At 44.4% G+C, this 16130-nt stretch carries 18 protein-coding genes; 17 read left to right on the top strand and 1 reads right to left on the bottom strand.

Annotation, left to right across the window (positions count from 1 at the left end; all coding sequences use genetic code 11):
• Positions 1 to 90 precede the first annotated feature (90 nt).
• Both ypjB and MHI53_RS14840 read left to right on the top strand, forming a co-directional pair.
• Entirely contained in the window at positions 91 to 876 is a 786-nt protein-coding gene (ypjB, locus tag MHI53_RS14845) for a sporulation protein YpjB (protein ID WP_061144272.1), read from the top strand.
• Positions 877 to 961: 85 nt separating this feature from the next.
• Positions 962 to 1639, top strand: coding sequence for a zinc metallopeptidase (locus MHI53_RS14840; RefSeq protein WP_061144271.1), 678 nt, complete (start codon positions 962 to 964; stop codon positions 1637 to 1639).
• A 111-nt stretch (positions 1640 to 1750) separates the two neighbouring features.
• On the opposite strand, the gene MHI53_RS14835 is transcribed toward MHI53_RS14840, so the two are convergent.
• Positions 1751 to 2623, bottom strand: a complete 873-nt coding sequence (locus tag MHI53_RS14835) for a YitT family protein (protein ID WP_340371652.1) — start codon at positions 2621 to 2623, stop codon at positions 1751 to 1753.
• Positions 2624 to 2792: 169 nt separating this feature from the next.
• Between MHI53_RS14835 and MHI53_RS14830 the strand changes: the two genes are divergently transcribed.
• The 15 genes from MHI53_RS14830 (at position 2793) to MHI53_RS14760 (ending at position 16053) form a co-directional block, all read left to right on the top strand.
• On the top strand, positions 2793 to 3152 hold the full coding sequence (locus MHI53_RS14830; RefSeq protein ID WP_340371651.1) for a nucleotide pyrophosphohydrolase: 360 nt from the start codon (positions 2793 to 2795) through the stop codon (positions 3150 to 3152).
• Positions 3145 to 3945, top strand: a complete 801-nt coding sequence (gene dapB, locus MHI53_RS14825; protein ID WP_100531417.1) for a 4-hydroxy-tetrahydrodipicolinate reductase — start codon at positions 3145 to 3147, stop codon at positions 3943 to 3945. The genes MHI53_RS14830 and dapB overlap by 8 nt, the downstream gene beginning before the upstream one ends.
• Positions 3946 to 3962: 17 nt before the next feature.
• On the top strand, positions 3963 to 4388 hold the full coding sequence (locus MHI53_RS14820; protein ID WP_340371650.1) for a methylglyoxal synthase: 426 nt from the start codon (positions 3963 to 3965) through the stop codon (positions 4386 to 4388).
• The gene (gene bshB1, locus MHI53_RS14815; RefSeq protein ID WP_340371649.1) at positions 4372 to 5085 is read left to right on the top strand and encodes a bacillithiol biosynthesis deacetylase BshB1; all 714 of its coding nucleotides are present in this window, start codon (positions 4372 to 4374) and stop codon (positions 5083 to 5085) included. Before MHI53_RS14820 ends, bshB1 begins: the two co-directional genes overlap by 17 nt.
• A 4-nt stretch (positions 5086 to 5089) precedes the next feature.
• Positions 5090 to 6229, top strand: a complete 1140-nt coding sequence (bshA, locus tag MHI53_RS14810) for an N-acetyl-alpha-D-glucosaminyl L-malate synthase BshA (RefSeq protein ID WP_340371648.1) — start codon at positions 5090 to 5092, stop codon at positions 6227 to 6229.
• A 13-nt stretch (positions 6230 to 6242) separates the two neighbouring features.
• Positions 6243 to 7436: a CCA tRNA nucleotidyltransferase gene (locus MHI53_RS14805; protein ID WP_340371647.1), complete on the top strand. Its 1194-nt coding sequence runs from the start codon at positions 6243 to 6245 to the stop codon at positions 7434 to 7436.
• The gene (locus tag MHI53_RS14800; RefSeq protein WP_340371646.1) at positions 7421 to 8401 is read left to right on the top strand and encodes a biotin--[acetyl-CoA-carboxylase] ligase; all 981 of its coding nucleotides are present in this window, start codon (positions 7421 to 7423) and stop codon (positions 8399 to 8401) included. The genes MHI53_RS14805 and MHI53_RS14800 overlap by 16 nt, the downstream gene beginning before the upstream one ends.
• A 345-nt stretch (positions 8402 to 8746) precedes the next feature.
• Positions 8747 to 9583: a 3-methyl-2-oxobutanoate hydroxymethyltransferase gene (gene panB / locus MHI53_RS14795; RefSeq protein WP_340371645.1), complete on the top strand. Its 837-nt coding sequence runs from the start codon at positions 8747 to 8749 to the stop codon at positions 9581 to 9583.
• Positions 9580 to 10428, top strand: coding sequence for a pantoate--beta-alanine ligase (gene panC / locus MHI53_RS14790; protein ID WP_340371644.1), 849 nt, complete (start codon positions 9580 to 9582; stop codon positions 10426 to 10428). Before panB ends, panC begins: the two co-directional genes overlap by 4 nt.
• A 26-nt stretch (positions 10429 to 10454) precedes the next feature.
• Positions 10455 to 10838, top strand: coding sequence for an aspartate 1-decarboxylase (gene panD, locus MHI53_RS14785; protein WP_061144260.1), 384 nt, complete (start codon positions 10455 to 10457; stop codon positions 10836 to 10838).
• A 168-nt stretch (positions 10839 to 11006) separates the two neighbouring features.
• The gene (dinG, locus tag MHI53_RS14780) at positions 11007 to 13787 is read left to right on the top strand and encodes an ATP-dependent DNA helicase DinG (RefSeq protein WP_340371643.1); all 2781 of its coding nucleotides are present in this window, start codon (positions 11007 to 11009) and stop codon (positions 13785 to 13787) included.
• 152 nt (positions 13788 to 13939) lie between these two features.
• Positions 13940 to 14110 (top strand): YpmA family protein, encoded by a 171-nt coding sequence (locus MHI53_RS14775; RefSeq protein WP_064505144.1) that lies wholly within the window; start codon positions 13940 to 13942, stop codon positions 14108 to 14110.
• Positions 14111 to 14128: 18 nt separating this feature from the next.
• The gene (locus MHI53_RS14770; RefSeq protein ID WP_340371642.1) at positions 14129 to 14605 is read left to right on the top strand and encodes a DUF5590 domain-containing protein; all 477 of its coding nucleotides are present in this window, start codon (positions 14129 to 14131) and stop codon (positions 14603 to 14605) included.
• A 17-nt stretch (positions 14606 to 14622) separates the two neighbouring features.
• Positions 14623 to 15807 carry a pyridoxal phosphate-dependent aminotransferase gene (locus MHI53_RS14765; RefSeq protein ID WP_340371641.1) on the top strand — a complete coding sequence of 395 codons (1185 nt, stop codon included), beginning with the start codon at positions 14623 to 14625 and terminating at the stop codon, positions 15805 to 15807.
• A gap of 99 nt (positions 15808 to 15906) precedes the next feature.
• On the top strand, positions 15907 to 16053 hold the full coding sequence (locus tag MHI53_RS14760; protein WP_340371640.1) for a hypothetical protein: 147 nt from the start codon (positions 15907 to 15909) through the stop codon (positions 16051 to 16053).
• Positions 16054 to 16130 lie beyond the last annotated feature (77 nt).

The following is a 16130-nucleotide window of genomic DNA, read 5'->3' as shown; positions in this document are numbered from 1 at the left end:
GGCGGGGTTAACTTTTTTATGTGGAACAAGGTCTACTCATCTTTATTGTTTCATATCGTTTTAGTAGAGATATGAGGAGGGACGAGTAGCATGTTAAAAAAATCCATATTAACCATTGCTGTTTTATTTGTCGTCTTACATTTCCCTGTCTATGCAGAATCCTCTTCAAGTTTGGAGCAATTGGATAACATTTCCGATAGAGCGTTGGAAATGACCAAGTTGAAGCGATATGGAGATTCGGAAAAGATGCTGACGTATTTTTCTGACCGGTTTTTAAAGGAGACAGCGAAAGAGCAGATTCTTGACATGGACGAACTTCGGATTATCACTGTAGCTCATAATGAGGCGTTGATGACGATAAAGGATATGAATAAGGGAGATTCCGAAAAGGTTAATTCTGTGACGAAATTCCGCCTTGTCGTTGATGCGGTCAAGTCAACACATCAGCCCCTTTGGACAGAGATGGAGGATCAGATGATGAGTTCTTTCCAGCAGACGAAGAATGCCGCCATCAAACAAGACGCGATTACATTCAATAGCCAGTTGAACTTATTCCTTTCACAATATGAAATGATCTATCCCAGCTTGAAAGTGGACCTTTCCAAGGAAACGATGCAGCAATTGGACACTCGGATTCAATACATTAACCAGTACAGACCGGAAGTGATCAATGATGGTGAAAGTCAAAAGGAGTTGGACGCTTTACAAACCGAGCTAACCTCCATTTTTGAAGATATGGGGGAAGATGATACCGATCCTTCGCTTTGGTGGGTCATCATATCTACAGGCAGCATCATCATCATGACCCTTTCTTATGTCGGCTGGAGAAAATATAAAGGAGACCGGGAAAAACCAAGAAAACAACATAATGATTAAAAACGAAAGGGAAGAGAACACTATATTTGACAGGGGTGTCTTCTATCCATAGAATTAAGAGTAATTATAGTTATAGGAGGATACCATGTATTTCATATATTTGGCGATTATCATTTTAATCCCGATTTATGCACAAATGAAAGTGAAAAGTACGTATAAAAAGTATTCCCAAGTGCCGGCATCTTCCGGGATGAATGGTGCTGAGACGGCAAGGGCCATTTTGGATCAAAATGGACTGTTCAATGTCAGGGTGGAAGAGACGCCTGGAATGCTATCTGACCATTATGATCCAAGAGATAAAACGGTACGGTTATCAACAGACAACTATCACGGCCATTCAGTTGCAGGGGTAGCGGTTGCGGCGCATGAAGTCGGACATGCGATCCAGGATAAAGAAGCGTACGCATTCCTGCGATTTCGTCATGCATTGGTACCGGTCGCTAACTTTGGTTCCAACATATCTTGGATCTTGATTTTAGTCGGAATGTTGGCTCATATTCCAGGGTTGCTACTGGCGGGGATCGTATTCATGGCAGCGGCTGTAGTATTCCAAGTGATTACACTGCCGGTCGAATTCAATGCTTCGTCTCGTGCAATGGATCAGCTCGTTTCCGTTGGTGTCATCCGGAATGACGAAGAGCGGGAAACGAAAAAAGTATTGAGTGCAGCTGCGATGACGTATGTTGCTGCCGCTCTTGTAGCAGTACTTGAATTGGTCCGCCTTTTGCTCATGTATACAGGCATGACGAGGGATGAGGATTAATTGGTAAAGGACGCCATCATATGATGGCGTCCTTTTTTTGTTTCCGCTTATACAGACGAAGACGGCTTGTTATGAAAGTAAGCTTTTCCGGGAACCCTTCAGAATGATGACTCATCTTTCAATCGGATTCTTATTCTCATCGAGGGTGAAGCCCTCACCCAATACATCATGCACTTCACTTACTGATACGAAGGCATGGGGATCCACTGATGTAATGGCATTTTTTAAACGGACCAGCTCATTTTTGGCGACGACGCAATAGAGAACTTCCCGATCATTCCGTGTAAATGAACCATATCCACGTAAGACTGTCACGCCCCGCTCCATATCTTTCATGATTTTTTCAGCAATTTCCTGGTTCTTTTCACTGATGATCATCGCACCTCTGGCTGCATATGCGCCCTCCTGCATGAAGTCAATGACTCTTGCCCCGATAAATACGGCAACAAGGGTATACATCGCTTGCCGATAGTTCAAGTAGGTGAGGATGGAAAGGCCGATCACGACGGCATCAAAGATGAACATGGTCCGGCCCATGCCCATTCCTAAATAGCGATGTGCAAAACGGGCAATGATATCGACGCCTCCCGTTGTCCCCCCGTACCGGAATATTATGCCAAGGCCGACGCCTACAAAGACCCCTGCAAACAACGCGACCAGCATCAAATCGCCTCCAAGGTCGATGTTGATTTGGTATTTTTCGAACACCCATAGCCATACCGAGAGGCCTACCGTTCCAATGAGCGTATAGAGGAAGGAGGTGCGGCCTAAATATTTCCAACCGATTAAAAACAGGGGAATGTTCAAAACCAAATTGGAATAGGAAGGATTTATGCCTACAAGTTGATATATAATCAAGGTTATACCGGTGAAGCCGCCCTCGGCCAAATTATTTTGCATGTTAAAATGCACGAGGCCAAAGGCAAAGATCCCAGCCCCAAATAGGATGAATAGTGTATTTTTTAGTTTTAAGCCGAAAAGCATTCTCCATACCTCCAAACGGTTGAGTAAAACATCAATTGACTTATTATAACTAATTAGCCAACTATGGGCAATTTTGATTCGCGAACGTATCTGTTGTCATCTGTTTCACTTTTAGCTAACATGGAGAAGATATGAAGTTTGTAAACGAAAATCGAGATTGGGTGACTATATGGAAAAGCACAAAACGATTCAACACATGCAGGCTGAGGTGGACCAATACATAGGACAATTCAAGGAAGGCTATTTCAGCCCTCTTGCCATGCTCGCTCGCATGACTGAAGAGCTCGGGGAATTGGCGAGGGAGGTCAATCATCATCATGGTGAAAAACCGAAGAAAACAACGGAGGAAGAGAACACGGTCGAGGAAGAATTGGGCGACATGCTTTTTGTTTTAATTTGTTTTGCCAATTCATTAGGGATCGACCTCCAAAGCTCACATGATAAGGTGATGCATAAGTTTACAACCCGTGATAAAGATAGATGGACAAAAAAACAAGATACTACGGAGGGGGAAAGTGAAGATGAGTAAAGTAAAGGTAATCGTAGCGGGTCCGCGCGGCAGAATGGGAAATGAAGCGGTGAAGCTTGTCCAAAGGACGGAAGAATTTGAATTGGCGGCTGTCATCGATCACAAACATAACGGAATAAGCCTTTCCTCCATAGAAGGTTTTCAGGGCATGGATGTGCCTGTTTTTTCCGATATTAACGAATGCTTTTCTTCGGTGAAAGCAGACGTATTGATTGATTTGACTACGCCAGAAGTGGGGATGTACCATACCGAGACCGCACTGAAGCACAACATCAGACCTGTAGTGGGGACGACCGGCTTTACCAAGGAAGATTTAACGAAGCTGGAATCATTGACAAAGGAAAAAGGTATCGGCTGCATCATTGCACCAAACTTCGCGATAGGTGCCATTTTGATGATGAAGTTTTCCCAAATGGCGGCTAAATACTTCCCGGATGTAGAAATCATTGAAATGCACCATGATCAAAAACTGGATGCTCCTTCAGGCACCGCCTCAAAAACGGCAGATATGATCGCGGCGGTTAGGGAAACGAAGCAGCAAGGTCATCCTAACGAGAAGGAAACCATCCAGGGCGCAAGAGGAGCGAATGTAGACGGCATGCATATCCATAGCGTTCGGCTTCCAGGACTCGTCGCTCATCAACAGGTGCTTTTCGGAAGCGATGGGGAGTTATTGACGATTAGACATGATTCCTTCAATCGGGCTTCCTTCATGTCAGGAGTTAAACTTGCGGTAGATACCGTCATGAAATTGGACATACTTGTATACGGTCTGGAAAATATTATTGAATAGGGAGTGGAGGATTGACGATGAAAATTGCCTTGATTGCCCATGATAAGAAAAAAGAAGATATCATTCAATTTGTAACAGCGTATAAAGCAGTATTTCAGCAGCATGAGTTATTTGCAACAGGTACGACCGGAAAACGGATCATGGAAGAAGTATCCTTGACAGTTCACCGTTTTCATTCGGGTCCGCTTGGCGGAGATCAGGAAATAGGCGCCATGATTGCACGGGGGGAAATGGATATGGTCTTATTTTTCCGCGATCCATTGACATCACAGCCCCATGAACCGGATGTATCGGCACTTATCCGTCTTTCCGACGTATATGAAATACCCCTGGCCACCAATATGGGTACGGCAGAAGTACTGGTAAAAGGCTTGGAGCATGGGTATATGGATTGGCTTAAACTACGAAAAAAACAAGGTGAAATCAATGATAAGCAAAAGTAATATAGATATCCTGGCGTTCGGTGCACATGCGGATGATGTTGAAATCGGTATGGGCGGCACGATCGCCAAGTATGTACAGCAAGGCAAGCATATCGTGATATGCGATTTGACAAAGGCTGAAATGTCATCGAACGGAAGCATCTCATTAAGGCAAAAGGAAGCTAAAAAGGCGGCAGACATCCTTGGAGTGGAGAGAATTTCCCTGGATTTACCCGACCGGGGGCTTTATATGAAAGCGGAATACATAAATCAAATCATTACCGTCATTCGCCGGTATAAACCTGCGCTCGTATTTGCCCCTTTTTCAGCGGATCGCCATCCCGATCATGGAAACTGTGCAAAATTAGTGGAAGAAGCAGTTTTTTCTGCGGGAGTGAGAAAGTATATGGAAGAAGGCAGCAGCGATTATCATCGTGTCAAAAATATGTATTATTATATGATAAACGGTTTTCACAAGCCGGACTTCGTCGTGGACATCACTTCTACATTACCGACGAAGCTGGATAGCCTCAGGGCATACGCCAGCCAATTCGACAAAACGGATGGAGCGGAGGACACACCGCTTGTGAATGGTTATATCGAGACGGTAGAGGCACGGGAGCGAATGTTCGGCAAAGAAGTCGGTGTCGGATACGCTGAAGGATTCATGACAAAGAAACCGTTATTGATTGATGCCGATTTGTTAGGAGATAACTAATCTTATGAAATTAAAAATTGGAATTACCTGCTATCCCACAGTTGGAGGTTCAGGTGTCGTAGCCACTGAATTAGGCAAGATGCTTGCGGAAAAGGGGCATGAAATACATTTCATTTCTTCAAGCCTCCCTTTTCGCTTGAATAAGATGTATCACAATATTTATTACCACCAAGTGGAAGTGAATTCGTATTCCGTATTCCAGTACCCCCCATACGACCTTGCGCTTGCGAGCAAGTTAGCTGAAGTGGTGAAACGGGAGAAACTGGATATCCTTCACGTTCATTATGCCATTCCCCATGCTGTTTGTGCGATTTTGGCCAAGCAAATGTCAGGCAATGAAGTGAAAATCGTCACCACGCTTCACGGTACAGACATCACCGTGCTGGGACATGATCCTTCCCTGACCAATTTAATAAAATTCGGGATAGAGCAATCAGATGTCGTTACCGGTGTGTCTAATTCACTTGTCCAACAAACATATGATTTGATCGCTCCCGATAAGGAAATTAAAACCGTATATAACTTTATTGATGAAAGGGATTACCATAAAGCAAATTCAGATTACCTGAAGGACGAATACGGGATCAAGAATGACGAAAAAGTGATCATCCATGTTTCTAATTTCCGTTCCGTCAAGCGTGTGAAGGACGTCATCCAGGCGTTTTATTTAACTCAAAAGAAAATCCCTGCCAAGCTTCTCCTCGTTGGGGATGGACCGGAAGTGACAACCGTATTGGCCTTGGCGAAAGATCTTGGAATCGATGAATCGGTCCTATTCCTTGGAAAACAGGATAACCTCGCCGAATTATATTCAATCAGTGATTTGCTTTACCTGTTATCGGAAAAAGAAAGCTTCGGCCTGGTGCTTTTAGAAGCGATGGCATGCGGAGTTCCTTGTATCGGAACGGATATTGGCGGCATTCCGGAGGTCATCGTTGATGGGGAGACCGGTTATATTTGTGATTTGGGAGATGTCGCGACGGTGGCCGAAAAAGCGGTCGGTCTATTAAGTGATTCCGCCCTGCATGAACGTTTTTCTGAGGCTGCACTGGAAAGGGCCAATACCGATTTTCATTCAGATACGATCATGTCGCAATATGAAGCCATTTACCTGGAAGCTTTAGAAGCTAAAACCATCAAATAGGGAGGGGATGCTGATGGACGAATTATTCTTAAAATCGGTGCCCATTCTTGAAAAGATTGAACAAGCAGGATTCGAGGCGTATTTCGTTGGTGGCTCTGTAAGGGATTATATTCTAGGCCGTGCAATTAATGATGTGGACATCGCCACTTCCGCGACCCCGCTGGAAATAAAAGAGGTGTTTTCCAATACGGCGGATATCGGGATTGATCACGGTACGGTGCTCGCCATTACGCCGTCAGGTACATATGAAATTACAACATTTAGAACGGAAGGCGGTTATTCGGACTTCCGCAGACCGGATTCCGTCCAATTTGTCCGCTCTTTGACGGAGGATTTACAAAGAAGGGATTTTACGATGAATGCAATCGCCATGGATAAAGGCGGAAATATCATCGATCCTTTCAATGGGAGGCGTGATCTTTCAGAGCAAAGGATCATTACGGTCGGTAACCCGCATGAACGATTTCATGAGGATGCCTTGAGGATGATGCGCGCATTAAGGTTCGTCAGCCAGCTTGGTTTTGAACTGGATCACGACACTTTCCACTCGCTTCAAGTGAATGCCCCCATCATTGGCAAGATTGCAGTCGAAAGGATTCTAGTCGAATTCGAGAAGTTAATGGCCGGCACATATAAGAAGAGGGCAATCGCCCTTTTGTTGGAAAGCGGATTATATCAATACCTGCCCCAGCTCTCGGATAAGAAGGACCATTTAAAGAATGTACTGAACCTGCCGCTTCATCATTTAAAAGCGGCAGAGTTATGGTCCGTGATCATAGTCGAGACAAAGGATGACGAAATGGAAGCGGCGTTAAGGGCATGGAAACTGCCATTGAAAACGATCCGAAACATCCAACGGATTGTACAGCTGATAAAGCAGGAACCGTCTTTTGAAAAATCATCCTTTGAGGTATTCCAAGCCGGGCATGACTTGACTGTACAGGCGGCCAAGGTCAAAGCTTCCCTGACGGGGGGGAATGTCATCGAGGCGGAGGAAAGCGGCCAACATCAGTACGAGGCACTGACTATCAAAACGATGTCCGAACTTGACGTAACGGGGACGGATTTAGTGAATTGGCGTCAAGAAAAACCAGGACCTTGGGTCAAAGCATACCTGGAAATGATCGTGAAGGCGGTCTTGGATGGAGAATTAAGAAATGATAAAGAAGAAATAATGAGGTGGCTCGTGAAATGCAATCTGAGTTAAGAACAAAGCTGATGGAAGCCCTTTCAAAGGCGGATGGTGCATTTATATCAGGGCAGGAAATTGCCGAATATATTGGCTGTTCACGAACAGCGGTATGGAAGCATATCGAAGATCTGCGCAGTGAAGGATATCGCGTCGAGGCGATTAGAAAAAAAGGCTATCGGATCATATCGGCACCAGAAAAAGTGTCCGAAAGCGAAATACAGCTTGGCTTGGAAACAACGACGATCGGCAAGATGATTCACTATCAGGAGACGGTGGAATCCACACAGAAAATTGCCCATCAACTTGCAAATGAAGGTGTTCAGGAAGGGACATTGGTCGTTGCCGAGGAACAGATATCAGGGAAAGGAAGATTGATGAGATCTTGGCATTCACCAAAATTCAGCGGCATATGGATGAGCCTCATCTTAAGGCCGAAGATCCCGGTTCATGAGGCTCCGCAGTTGACCTTGTTGGCAGCGGTTGCCGTGGCTCAGGCCATAGAGGATACGACTGATTTGAAACCGCAAATAAAATGGCCGAATGACATTTTGGTGAATCGCAAGAAAGTAGTGGGCATCCTGACCGAAATGCAGGCGGAATCGGATAGGATTCATTCTGTCATCATCGGAATTGGAATGAATATTAATCAGCAATTGGAAGACTTTCCCGAAGAGCTGCAGGAAAAGGCTTCTTCGCTTTTCATAGAAAGCGGAGAACTGATTTCAAGGTCGACGGTCATTCAGCGTGCATTATTGCGCTTGGAACATTTATATGATCTCTACCTGGAGGAAGGCTTCAAGCCGATAAAGGATCTGTGGGAAAGTTATGCGATCAGCCTTGGACAGGTTATCAGGGCCAGCACCGTCAACGATACGATCGTCGGAAAAGCATTGGGCATAACCGATGCCGGTGTGTTGCTCCTTGAGGATGAAAAAGGAACCGTTCATTCGATTTATTCGGCAGACATTGAAATTCAGTAGATTTTTGTCAAATCCACAAAAAAAAATAGAATTTTTGATTTTTGCTTGATATAATGCAAGTGGGCAGTATCTTATGTGAACTGCACCCCCATAAATGCCAAATTATTTGAAAATCTGCCTTGATCCAGATTATTGGACGGGGACGGAGGGATGAAACTTCTGATGGAACAAAAGGATTGCCTAAAAGATAAGTGCTGTTTATTGAACGAAATGTGGCTTTTTTTGCTATTTTTCGCGCGTAACAGATACCTTTTTTAGTCAGTCTTTTTTTTGCGTATGAATGTAGAGGCACCAGTTCACTTACACTGATGTTTTCATCTCCTCCATCAAAAAGGAGGAAACATAATGAAATTGTCCGGAGATTTTTTGAAAATGAAACTAAATCAAGAGAAGATCGTCATGCTGACGGCTTATGATTACCCATCCGCAAAATTAGCCGAACAAGCAGGAGTGGATATGATATTGGTGGGCGATTCTTTAGGAATGGTCGTATTGGGATATGAGTCGACGATTCCTGTAACGGTGAATGATATGATTCATCACACCAAGGCCGTAAAACGCGGGGCGCCGAATACTTTTGTCGTTACGGATATGCCCTTCATGAGCTATCATCTTTCAATGGATGAAACACTCAAGAATGCAGCTCGAATCATGCAGGAAGGTCATGCGGATGCCGTGAAGCTTGAAGGGGCAGATGAAGTCGTTGAAAAAATAGCCGCGTTGACGAAGGCAGGCATCCCGGTTGTAGCCCATCTTGGCTTGACCCCTCAATCGGTGGGGGTGCTAGGGGGATACAAAGTACAAGGAAAAGACGCCGAAGCTGCTGCACAGCTTGTGGAGGACGCAAAGAGGTGTGAAGCTGCGGGGGCAATGGCAATAGTATTTGAATGTGTACCATATCAAGTGGGGGAGCTGGTCACGCATCACTTGGGAATACCGACCATCGGGATTGGAGCAGGTGCAGATACGGATGGCCAGGTTCTCGTCTATCATGACGTGATCAAATATGGCGTTGATCGAGTGGCCAAATTCGTCAAAGTATACGGAGATGCGAATGAACTCATAGGGCAATCGCTAACAAACTATGTCGCTGAAGTGAAAGCGAATCAATTCCCGTCCCAAGAACATACATTTACGATGAAGGAAGAGGAGCTTACAGAGCTTTACGGAGGGAAAAGATGAGAACTTTTACATCAGCAGGGGAATTGCAGCAGGTGCTCCGCGAACAAAAAAGCAACCAGAAAAGTATCGGCTATGTAGCGACGATGGGGTACTTACATGAAGGGCATGCCACCCTTATGGAAAAGGCAAGGAAAGAAAATGATATCGTCGTTTTAAGTATATTCGTCAATCCTTTGCAATTTGGGCCGAATGAGGACTTTGAAACATATCCGCGTGATTTGGAACGTGATGAAAACGTTGCTGCGAATGCAGGTGTGGATTATCTCTTCTATCCTACCGTCCAGGAGATGTACGGTGAGGAACCTTCGGTGAAGGTAGTGGTCCAAAGCAGGACGGATTGCCTTTGCGGCAGGAAAAGACCAGGCCATTTCGATGGGGTGGCGACAGTCCTAACGAAGTTTTTCAATATCATCCTTCCCGATCGAGCCTACTTCGGCAAGAAGGATGCCCAGCAAGTCGCGGTGATAGATGGTTTGATCAAGGATTTTAATTTCCCGATAGAGCTTGTCGCCGTAGATACCGTTCGTGAAGAAGACGGTTTGGCGAAAAGCTCGAGAAATGTCTATCTTTCAGATGGGGAGCGCATGGAAGCTAAAGAGTTGAATCAAAGCTTATTGAAAGCGGCGGAGGCCATTGATTCAGGTGAAAGGAATGCTGCAGCTGTCACGGCACTGGTAAGGAAGCATATCGAAGCCCACACGCATGGATTGATCGACTATATTGAGATCTATCAATATCCGGCGCTTAAACCGCTTGAAACGCTTTCGGGAAACATCATCCTTGCACTTGCCGTTAAATTCAAGCATGCTCGGCTTATTGATAATATTACGATTAACATTAAATAAATCATGATTTTTCAGGGGGAATTTGAATGTTTCGAACGATGATGAATGGGAAAATCCACCGTGCAAGGGTGACCGAAGCGAATTTGAATTATGTAGGCAGCATTACAATCGATGAAGATATCATTGATGCGGTAGGGATCCTCCCTAATGAAAAGGTTGCCATCGTGAATAATAACAATGGAGCAAGACTTGAAACATACGTAATTGCGGGCGAAAGGGGAAGTGGTGTCGTTTGCTTGAACGGGGCTGCAGCAAGACTTGTCCAGCCGGATGATATCGTGATCATCCTATCTTATGTCCTGGTCGCTGAAGAGAAGCTTAAAGACCACAAGCCAAAGGTAGCGATCATGAATGAAGAAAACAAAATAATCGAATTGATCTCCAACGAACCTGCAGCTACAATCATGTAAGCGAAAGGCTGGTCCATATGTGCATATGGACCGGCCTTTTTCAATGGAAATAAGTCATTCCATAAACGGAATGAACGGCTTGTTTCCTTTATTGTGATTATTATGGTATAAAAAAGATAAGAGAATTCCATCAGGAAGTGGAGAAAGCAAAGTTTGAGGTGTACATTGATGACGCAACGATATGTAGTGGTCGATTTGGAAACAACAGGGAATTCTCCAAAAAAAGGGGATAGAATTATTCAATTTGCTGGGGTGGTCATTGAAAATGACCAAATTGTCGATGAATATTCGACATACATTCACCCTGGACAGGAAATTTCCCTATTCATTGAAGAATTGACCGGGATCAGCAACGAGACGGTAAAACATGCACCTGACTTTGAAGATGTCGCAAATAATATTGCCCAGCTTATAGACGGGGCTTGTTTTGTAGCCCACAATGTTTTATTTGATTTATCTTTTTTACAGGAAGAATTGGTACGCTGCGGCTATGAACCGTTTTACGGGTCCACCCTTGATACGGTCGAATTAGCCAAAATCTTAAAACCAACATCGGATGGATATAAGCTTCACCAGCTGGCTAAAGAAGAAAACCTAGATCATTCGCGGCCGCATCAGGCGGATAGTGATGCATATGCCACTGCCTTACTATTGCTGGAATTGAAGAAAAAGCTGTTGAATCTGCCGGTGATGACGCTGAAACAGTTATATCGATTATCTTATTCCTTACAAAGTGAGATTTCCGAATTGATAGATGCTTGCATTGCAAGCAAATTAGCGAAAGCGGAAGTGCATTCTCCTGACCTTATCACGTATAGGGGCCTTGCCTTTAAAAAGACTGGGGAAGAAAGTGATCGTAACGACAAAGAGTCGGAATTCCCGCTCGACGATGAGGCTAAAATGGCGATGCTCAACCATGCTTTTCCTGCATTTGAAGCAAGGAGCGGCCAGCTTGAAATGATGAATATGATCCACCATTCCTTTGAATCGAACCAAGATGCGATCATTGAAGCGGGGACGGGAATCGGGAAGTCGTTAGGCTACCTGCTTCCAGCCGTTTATTTTGCAAGAAAGCATCAAAAGCCGGTTGTCGTATCGACATATACGCTTCAACTGCAGGATCAGCTTCTGCAAAACGAGGTTCCTAAGCTGAAAAACATCCTGCCGTTTAGTTTTCAAGCAGTCCTGTTAAAAGGGAGAAGCAATTATTTAAGCTTGGCGAAGTTCGAGCGGGCCTTGCGTGAAAAAGAAGACAATTATGAAACGGCCTTAACGAAAATGCAAATATTGGTCTGGCTTACGGAAACGGAAACAGGAGATAAGGATGAATTGAACCTCACCAGCGGCGGTCAGCTATTTTGGAATAGGCTGCAAAGTGACGGTCTTACATATGCGGGCTTAAAACAACCTTGGCAGACGTTGGATTTTTTCGAACGGGCAAAAAAAACGGCGGTCAAAGCAGATATCATCATTACAAACCATTCTTTTTTAATGTCCGATCTTCTGACGGAAGATGCGTTGATTCCAAAGAAAGGCTACCTGATCCTCGATGAAGCACATCATCTGGAGCAGGCGGCTTCTAAACAGCTTGGGAGACGGCTCAATTATATATCAGTGAAAACGATATTGAATCGCTTAGGAACAACGGACCAAAAGCAATTATTGTATAAATTGGACAGATTACTTGTAAATAACGGACTGGCAGATGGAAGGAATGGCCACGAACTAGATCGAAAGCTGAATGATTTCTCATACGAATTCGAGCAGCTTTTCCATTTCCTCTCCAATCAGGCGGAAAAACTTTCACGTTCCATGAGTCCGAAACGGATCTCCTTCAAGGTGGATGATGGAAGATGGGGGAAAGGGATCCTTGTTGCCGAGCGATTGGTTGACTTATTGGGATATATCATCACGGAGCTTTCGCAGAGATTGGCCCATTTATTGAATCATGAATCGCCTTTAGGTAAAAATTCGCTATTTTATTTAAACGATATTGAAGTTCTCCTTGGACATTTGCAGGATACGAGGGAGTCGTTACATGAATTTTTCATGAAGCCGCATGAAGAGAATATTTATTGGCTTGATTATACGAATGCGGCACCGCAGCATGGAGTGACTTTGACGGTCCAGCCAATTGCAGGAAGTAAATGGCTGTGGGATTCCTATTTCGGGCGCCAGAAAAGTGTGGTCATGACATCGGCAACCCTAGTTGTGAAGGATTCCTTTCAATATTTTAAAGAACAACTTGGGCTAGAGAACCAGTCCATGCTAACGGCAAGGTTTCCTTCGCCTTTTCCTTATAAGGAGCTTGTTAAGGTTCTCGTTCCCAATGATATACCCGATATCAATGGATTATCCGTGGAGGAGTTCTCGGAAACGGCAGCAAATCATATCATTGCAGCTGCACAGGCAGCCCAAGGGAGGATGATGGTCTTATTCACTTCACATGAGATGTTGCGTGCCACCTATCATTCCATCAAGGACACCGGGGTTTTGGACGAGTTCACCTTGTTTGCGCAAGGGATTTCGGGCGGAAGCCGAATGAGGCTGCTAAGGAATTTCCAAAACTTCGAGAAAGCCATCCTTTTTGGAACGACCAGCCTTTGGGAGGGCGTCGATATCCCAGGTGAGGATTTATCTTGTTTGGTGATTGTCAGGCTGCCTTTTTCACCACCGGACGAACCGGTAACCGCTGCAAAATGCCAGCTTTTCGAGAAGCAAGGGCGAAATCCCTTTGCTGCGTATTCCTTACCAGAAGCACTGTTAAGATTCCGCCAAGGGTTCGGCAGGCTCATACGTACTCCTAATGATAAAGGCGTTTTGGTCGTTCTGGATCGACGCATCGTCACGGCCAAATACGGTCCCGAATTTCGCAAGGCCATTCCAGCGGTCGAATGGCACCAAGCATCCATCACGGAGATGGCCGAGATGATAGAAGAATGGATATAATGAGTTTTTTGATAATTGCTGGATTCCGCTGAAATTTTACGGAATTATGAAGAAAAAAAACCTTCGAACTGGTATAATGTGAAAGGTGGTAAAGCCTACTAATCCTATTCATATCAGTGGTTGTTGACAATTTTATAATGGAGGGCGTTTTCATGGAAAGCAAAATTGAAGTAATCTCGACAGTCAGGCTGCAGCATTCACCTGATTTGTATAAAATTGTGGATTCTTTGAACCGAACATTGAAAAAGGATGACTTGATGTTCGGGTTGGCATTGGATTCCGAAGATCAAGAAAAAGCGATATTTACAATTTATCGTACATAGAAAGTGGGAAAAGCAGCTTTGAAAAAATGGTTGATTATTGCTTCCATCCTGGTCCTTTGTCTTATCGGTTTTGTCGGCGGAGCATATATTAAAGCATTGCAGCCAAAAAAAGAAGCTGGCAATGCGGCTTTTAAGAAGGCAAGGGAAGAGGCCGGCCTTCGGTCCATGGACGAATTCTACCTTTATAATGGACAGGATTCATATTCCGTCATCATAGGTAAAGGAGAAAAAGGGACTAAAAAAGTAGTCTGGCTTCCCGAGGACAAAAAAAAGAAAATTGTAGTGGAAGATTATAAAGATGGTAAAACGAAAAAAGAAATCTTAAGCATTGCCAAGGAAAAGCTCAATCCAGAAAAAATCATTTCCGTCAAGCTTGGCATGGAAAAGAACGTTCCTCTTTGGGAAGTAACGTATCTTGATGATTACGAGCGGTTTAATTATGATTATTATGATTTTAAAACTGGGGAATGGCTTAAGTACTATCGAAGCATTTAGAATGGGGGATTATTTTTATGAAATTAGCGAACCGAGTTCAGTCATTGACACCATCGACAACATTGGCCATCACGGCAAAAGCAAAAGAACTTAAAGACCAAGGGATTGATATCATTGGTCTGGGGGCCGGTGAACCTGACTACAATACGCCCAAGCATATTATAGAGGCAGCCGTTCAATCGATGAATGAAGGCCAAACCAAATACACGCCTTCTGCTGGCCTGCCGAAGCTTAAAGAAGCGATAGCAGCTAAGTTGAAGCGTGATCAAGGCTTGGATTACAAGACTTCTGAAATCTTGGTAGGCTCCGGGGCCAAGCATGCGCTTTACACATTATTTCAAGCCATCCTGGATGAAGGCGACGAAGTCATCGTCCCGATCCCATATTGGGTAAGTTACCCCGAGCAAATCAAGCTTGCTGACGGAAAGCCGGTTTATATTGTCGGCACCGAGGAAAACCAGTATAAAATAACGAAGGAACAATTAGAACAGGCGATTACCGCGAAAACGAAAGCAGTGATCATTAATTCTCCAAGCAATCCAACGGGCATGCTTTATACGAGGGAAGAACTGGCGGCCATTGGGGAAGTTTGCCTTGCCCATGATATCTTGATCGTTTCCGACGAAATTTATGAAAAATTGGTTTATGGTAATGCAACGCATACATCGATTGCAGAAATCTCACCTGAATTGAAAAAGCAAACGATCATCATCAATGGCGTTTCTAAATCTCATTCAATGACTGGCTGGAGAATCGGGTATGCAGTCGGTGATGAAGCGATCATCAAAGCGATGACGAACCTTGCAAGCCATAGTACCTCCAACCCAACGACGACTGCACAGTATGGAGCGATTGCTGCATACGAAGGGCCGCAGGATGCCGTTGAAGAAATGCGTCAAGCGTTCGAGGGACGTTTGAATAAGATATATGATAAATTAGTCGAAATACCAGGATTTAGCTGCATTAAACCTCAGGGGGCATTTTACCTGTTTCCAAATGTTAAACGCGCCGCAGAATTAACAGGATACAGCAATGTCGAGGCCTTTACGACTGCACTATTGGAAGAAGCGAAAGTCGCAGTCATTCCAGGTTCAGGTTTCGGTGCACCTGATAATATCCGACTTTCATATGCGACTTCTTTGGAATTGCTTGAAACAGCCATTGAAAGAATCCATTCATTTGTTACATCCAAACTGGCATAATACTCCCAAAGCCTGCAGGTGTCCCGCTTAAAGCGGACTGCAGGCTTTTTTTTATGGAAAATATCGAAGCCGTTCTATCGATAAGAAGGAAGAACAGTCATGATGAAACTCCTTTCGCCAGCGAAGCTAAGCGATTGGACAATCGGGGATCTCTCTACCTGTCAAACTCAAGAATTGGAAGGGCTGTGCAAGGCTCTTGGGCGTCATCGGAGTCCGGAACGCCCGATACCGGTGCAGATTACTTAAGAAGATTATCGAGTTAGGGGGGAAAGGCGAAATCGTATATGATTTTCAGTAAAAATCAATTGCAATCATATATGATT

Source organism: Peribacillus sp. FSL E2-0218 (assembly GCF_037992945.1).
Taxonomy (GTDB): domain Bacteria; phylum Bacillota; class Bacilli; order Bacillales; family DSM-1321; genus Peribacillus; species Peribacillus simplex_B.
This window is presented reverse-complemented; position numbering and strand designations above follow the sequence as displayed.

Bases quoted from the DNA above. Each gene is read 5' to 3' on its own strand.
- MHI53_RS14775 (WP_064505144.1), top strand. From the start codon at position 13,940: ATGGAAAGCAAAATTGAAGTAATCTCGACAGTCAGGCTGCAGCATTCA.
- panB (WP_340371645.1), top strand. From the start codon at position 8,747: ATGAAATTGTCCGGAGATTTTTTGAAAATGAAACTAAATCAAGAGAAG.
- MHI53_RS14765 (WP_340371641.1), top strand. From the start codon at position 14,623: ATGAAATTAGCGAACCGAGTTCAGTCATTGACACCATCGACAACATTG.
- MHI53_RS14820 (WP_340371650.1), top strand. From the start codon at position 3,963: ATGAAAATTGCCTTGATTGCCCATGATAAGAAAAAAGAAGATATCATT.
- panD (WP_061144260.1), top strand. From the start codon at position 10,455: ATGTTTCGAACGATGATGAATGGGAAAATCCACCGTGCAAGGGTGACC.
- MHI53_RS14805 (WP_340371647.1), top strand. From the start codon at position 6,243: ATGGACGAATTATTCTTAAAATCGGTGCCCATTCTTGAAAAGATTGAA.
- MHI53_RS14835 (WP_340371652.1), bottom strand. From the start codon at position 2,623: ATGCTTTTCGGCTTAAAACTAAAAAATACACTATTCATCCTATTTGGG.
- MHI53_RS14800 (WP_340371646.1), top strand. From the start codon at position 7,421: ATGCAATCTGAGTTAAGAACAAAGCTGATGGAAGCCCTTTCAAAGGCG.
- ypjB (WP_061144272.1), top strand. From the start codon at position 91: ATGTTAAAAAAATCCATATTAACCATTGCTGTTTTATTTGTCGTCTTA.
- dapB (WP_100531417.1), top strand. From the start codon at position 3,145: ATGAGTAAAGTAAAGGTAATCGTAGCGGGTCCGCGCGGCAGAATGGGA.
- bshA (WP_340371648.1), top strand. From the start codon at position 5,090: ATGAAATTAAAAATTGGAATTACCTGCTATCCCACAGTTGGAGGTTCA.
- bshB1 (WP_340371649.1), top strand. From the start codon at position 4,372: ATGATAAGCAAAAGTAATATAGATATCCTGGCGTTCGGTGCACATGCG.
- MHI53_RS14760 (WP_340371640.1), top strand. From the start codon at position 15,907: ATGATGAAACTCCTTTCGCCAGCGAAGCTAAGCGATTGGACAATCGGG.
- MHI53_RS14830 (WP_340371651.1), top strand. From the start codon at position 2,793: ATGGAAAAGCACAAAACGATTCAACACATGCAGGCTGAGGTGGACCAA.
- panC (WP_340371644.1), top strand. From the start codon at position 9,580: ATGAGAACTTTTACATCAGCAGGGGAATTGCAGCAGGTGCTCCGCGAA.
- MHI53_RS14840 (WP_061144271.1), top strand. From the start codon at position 962: ATGTATTTCATATATTTGGCGATTATCATTTTAATCCCGATTTATGCA.
- dinG (WP_340371643.1), top strand. From the start codon at position 11,007: ATGACGCAACGATATGTAGTGGTCGATTTGGAAACAACAGGGAATTCT.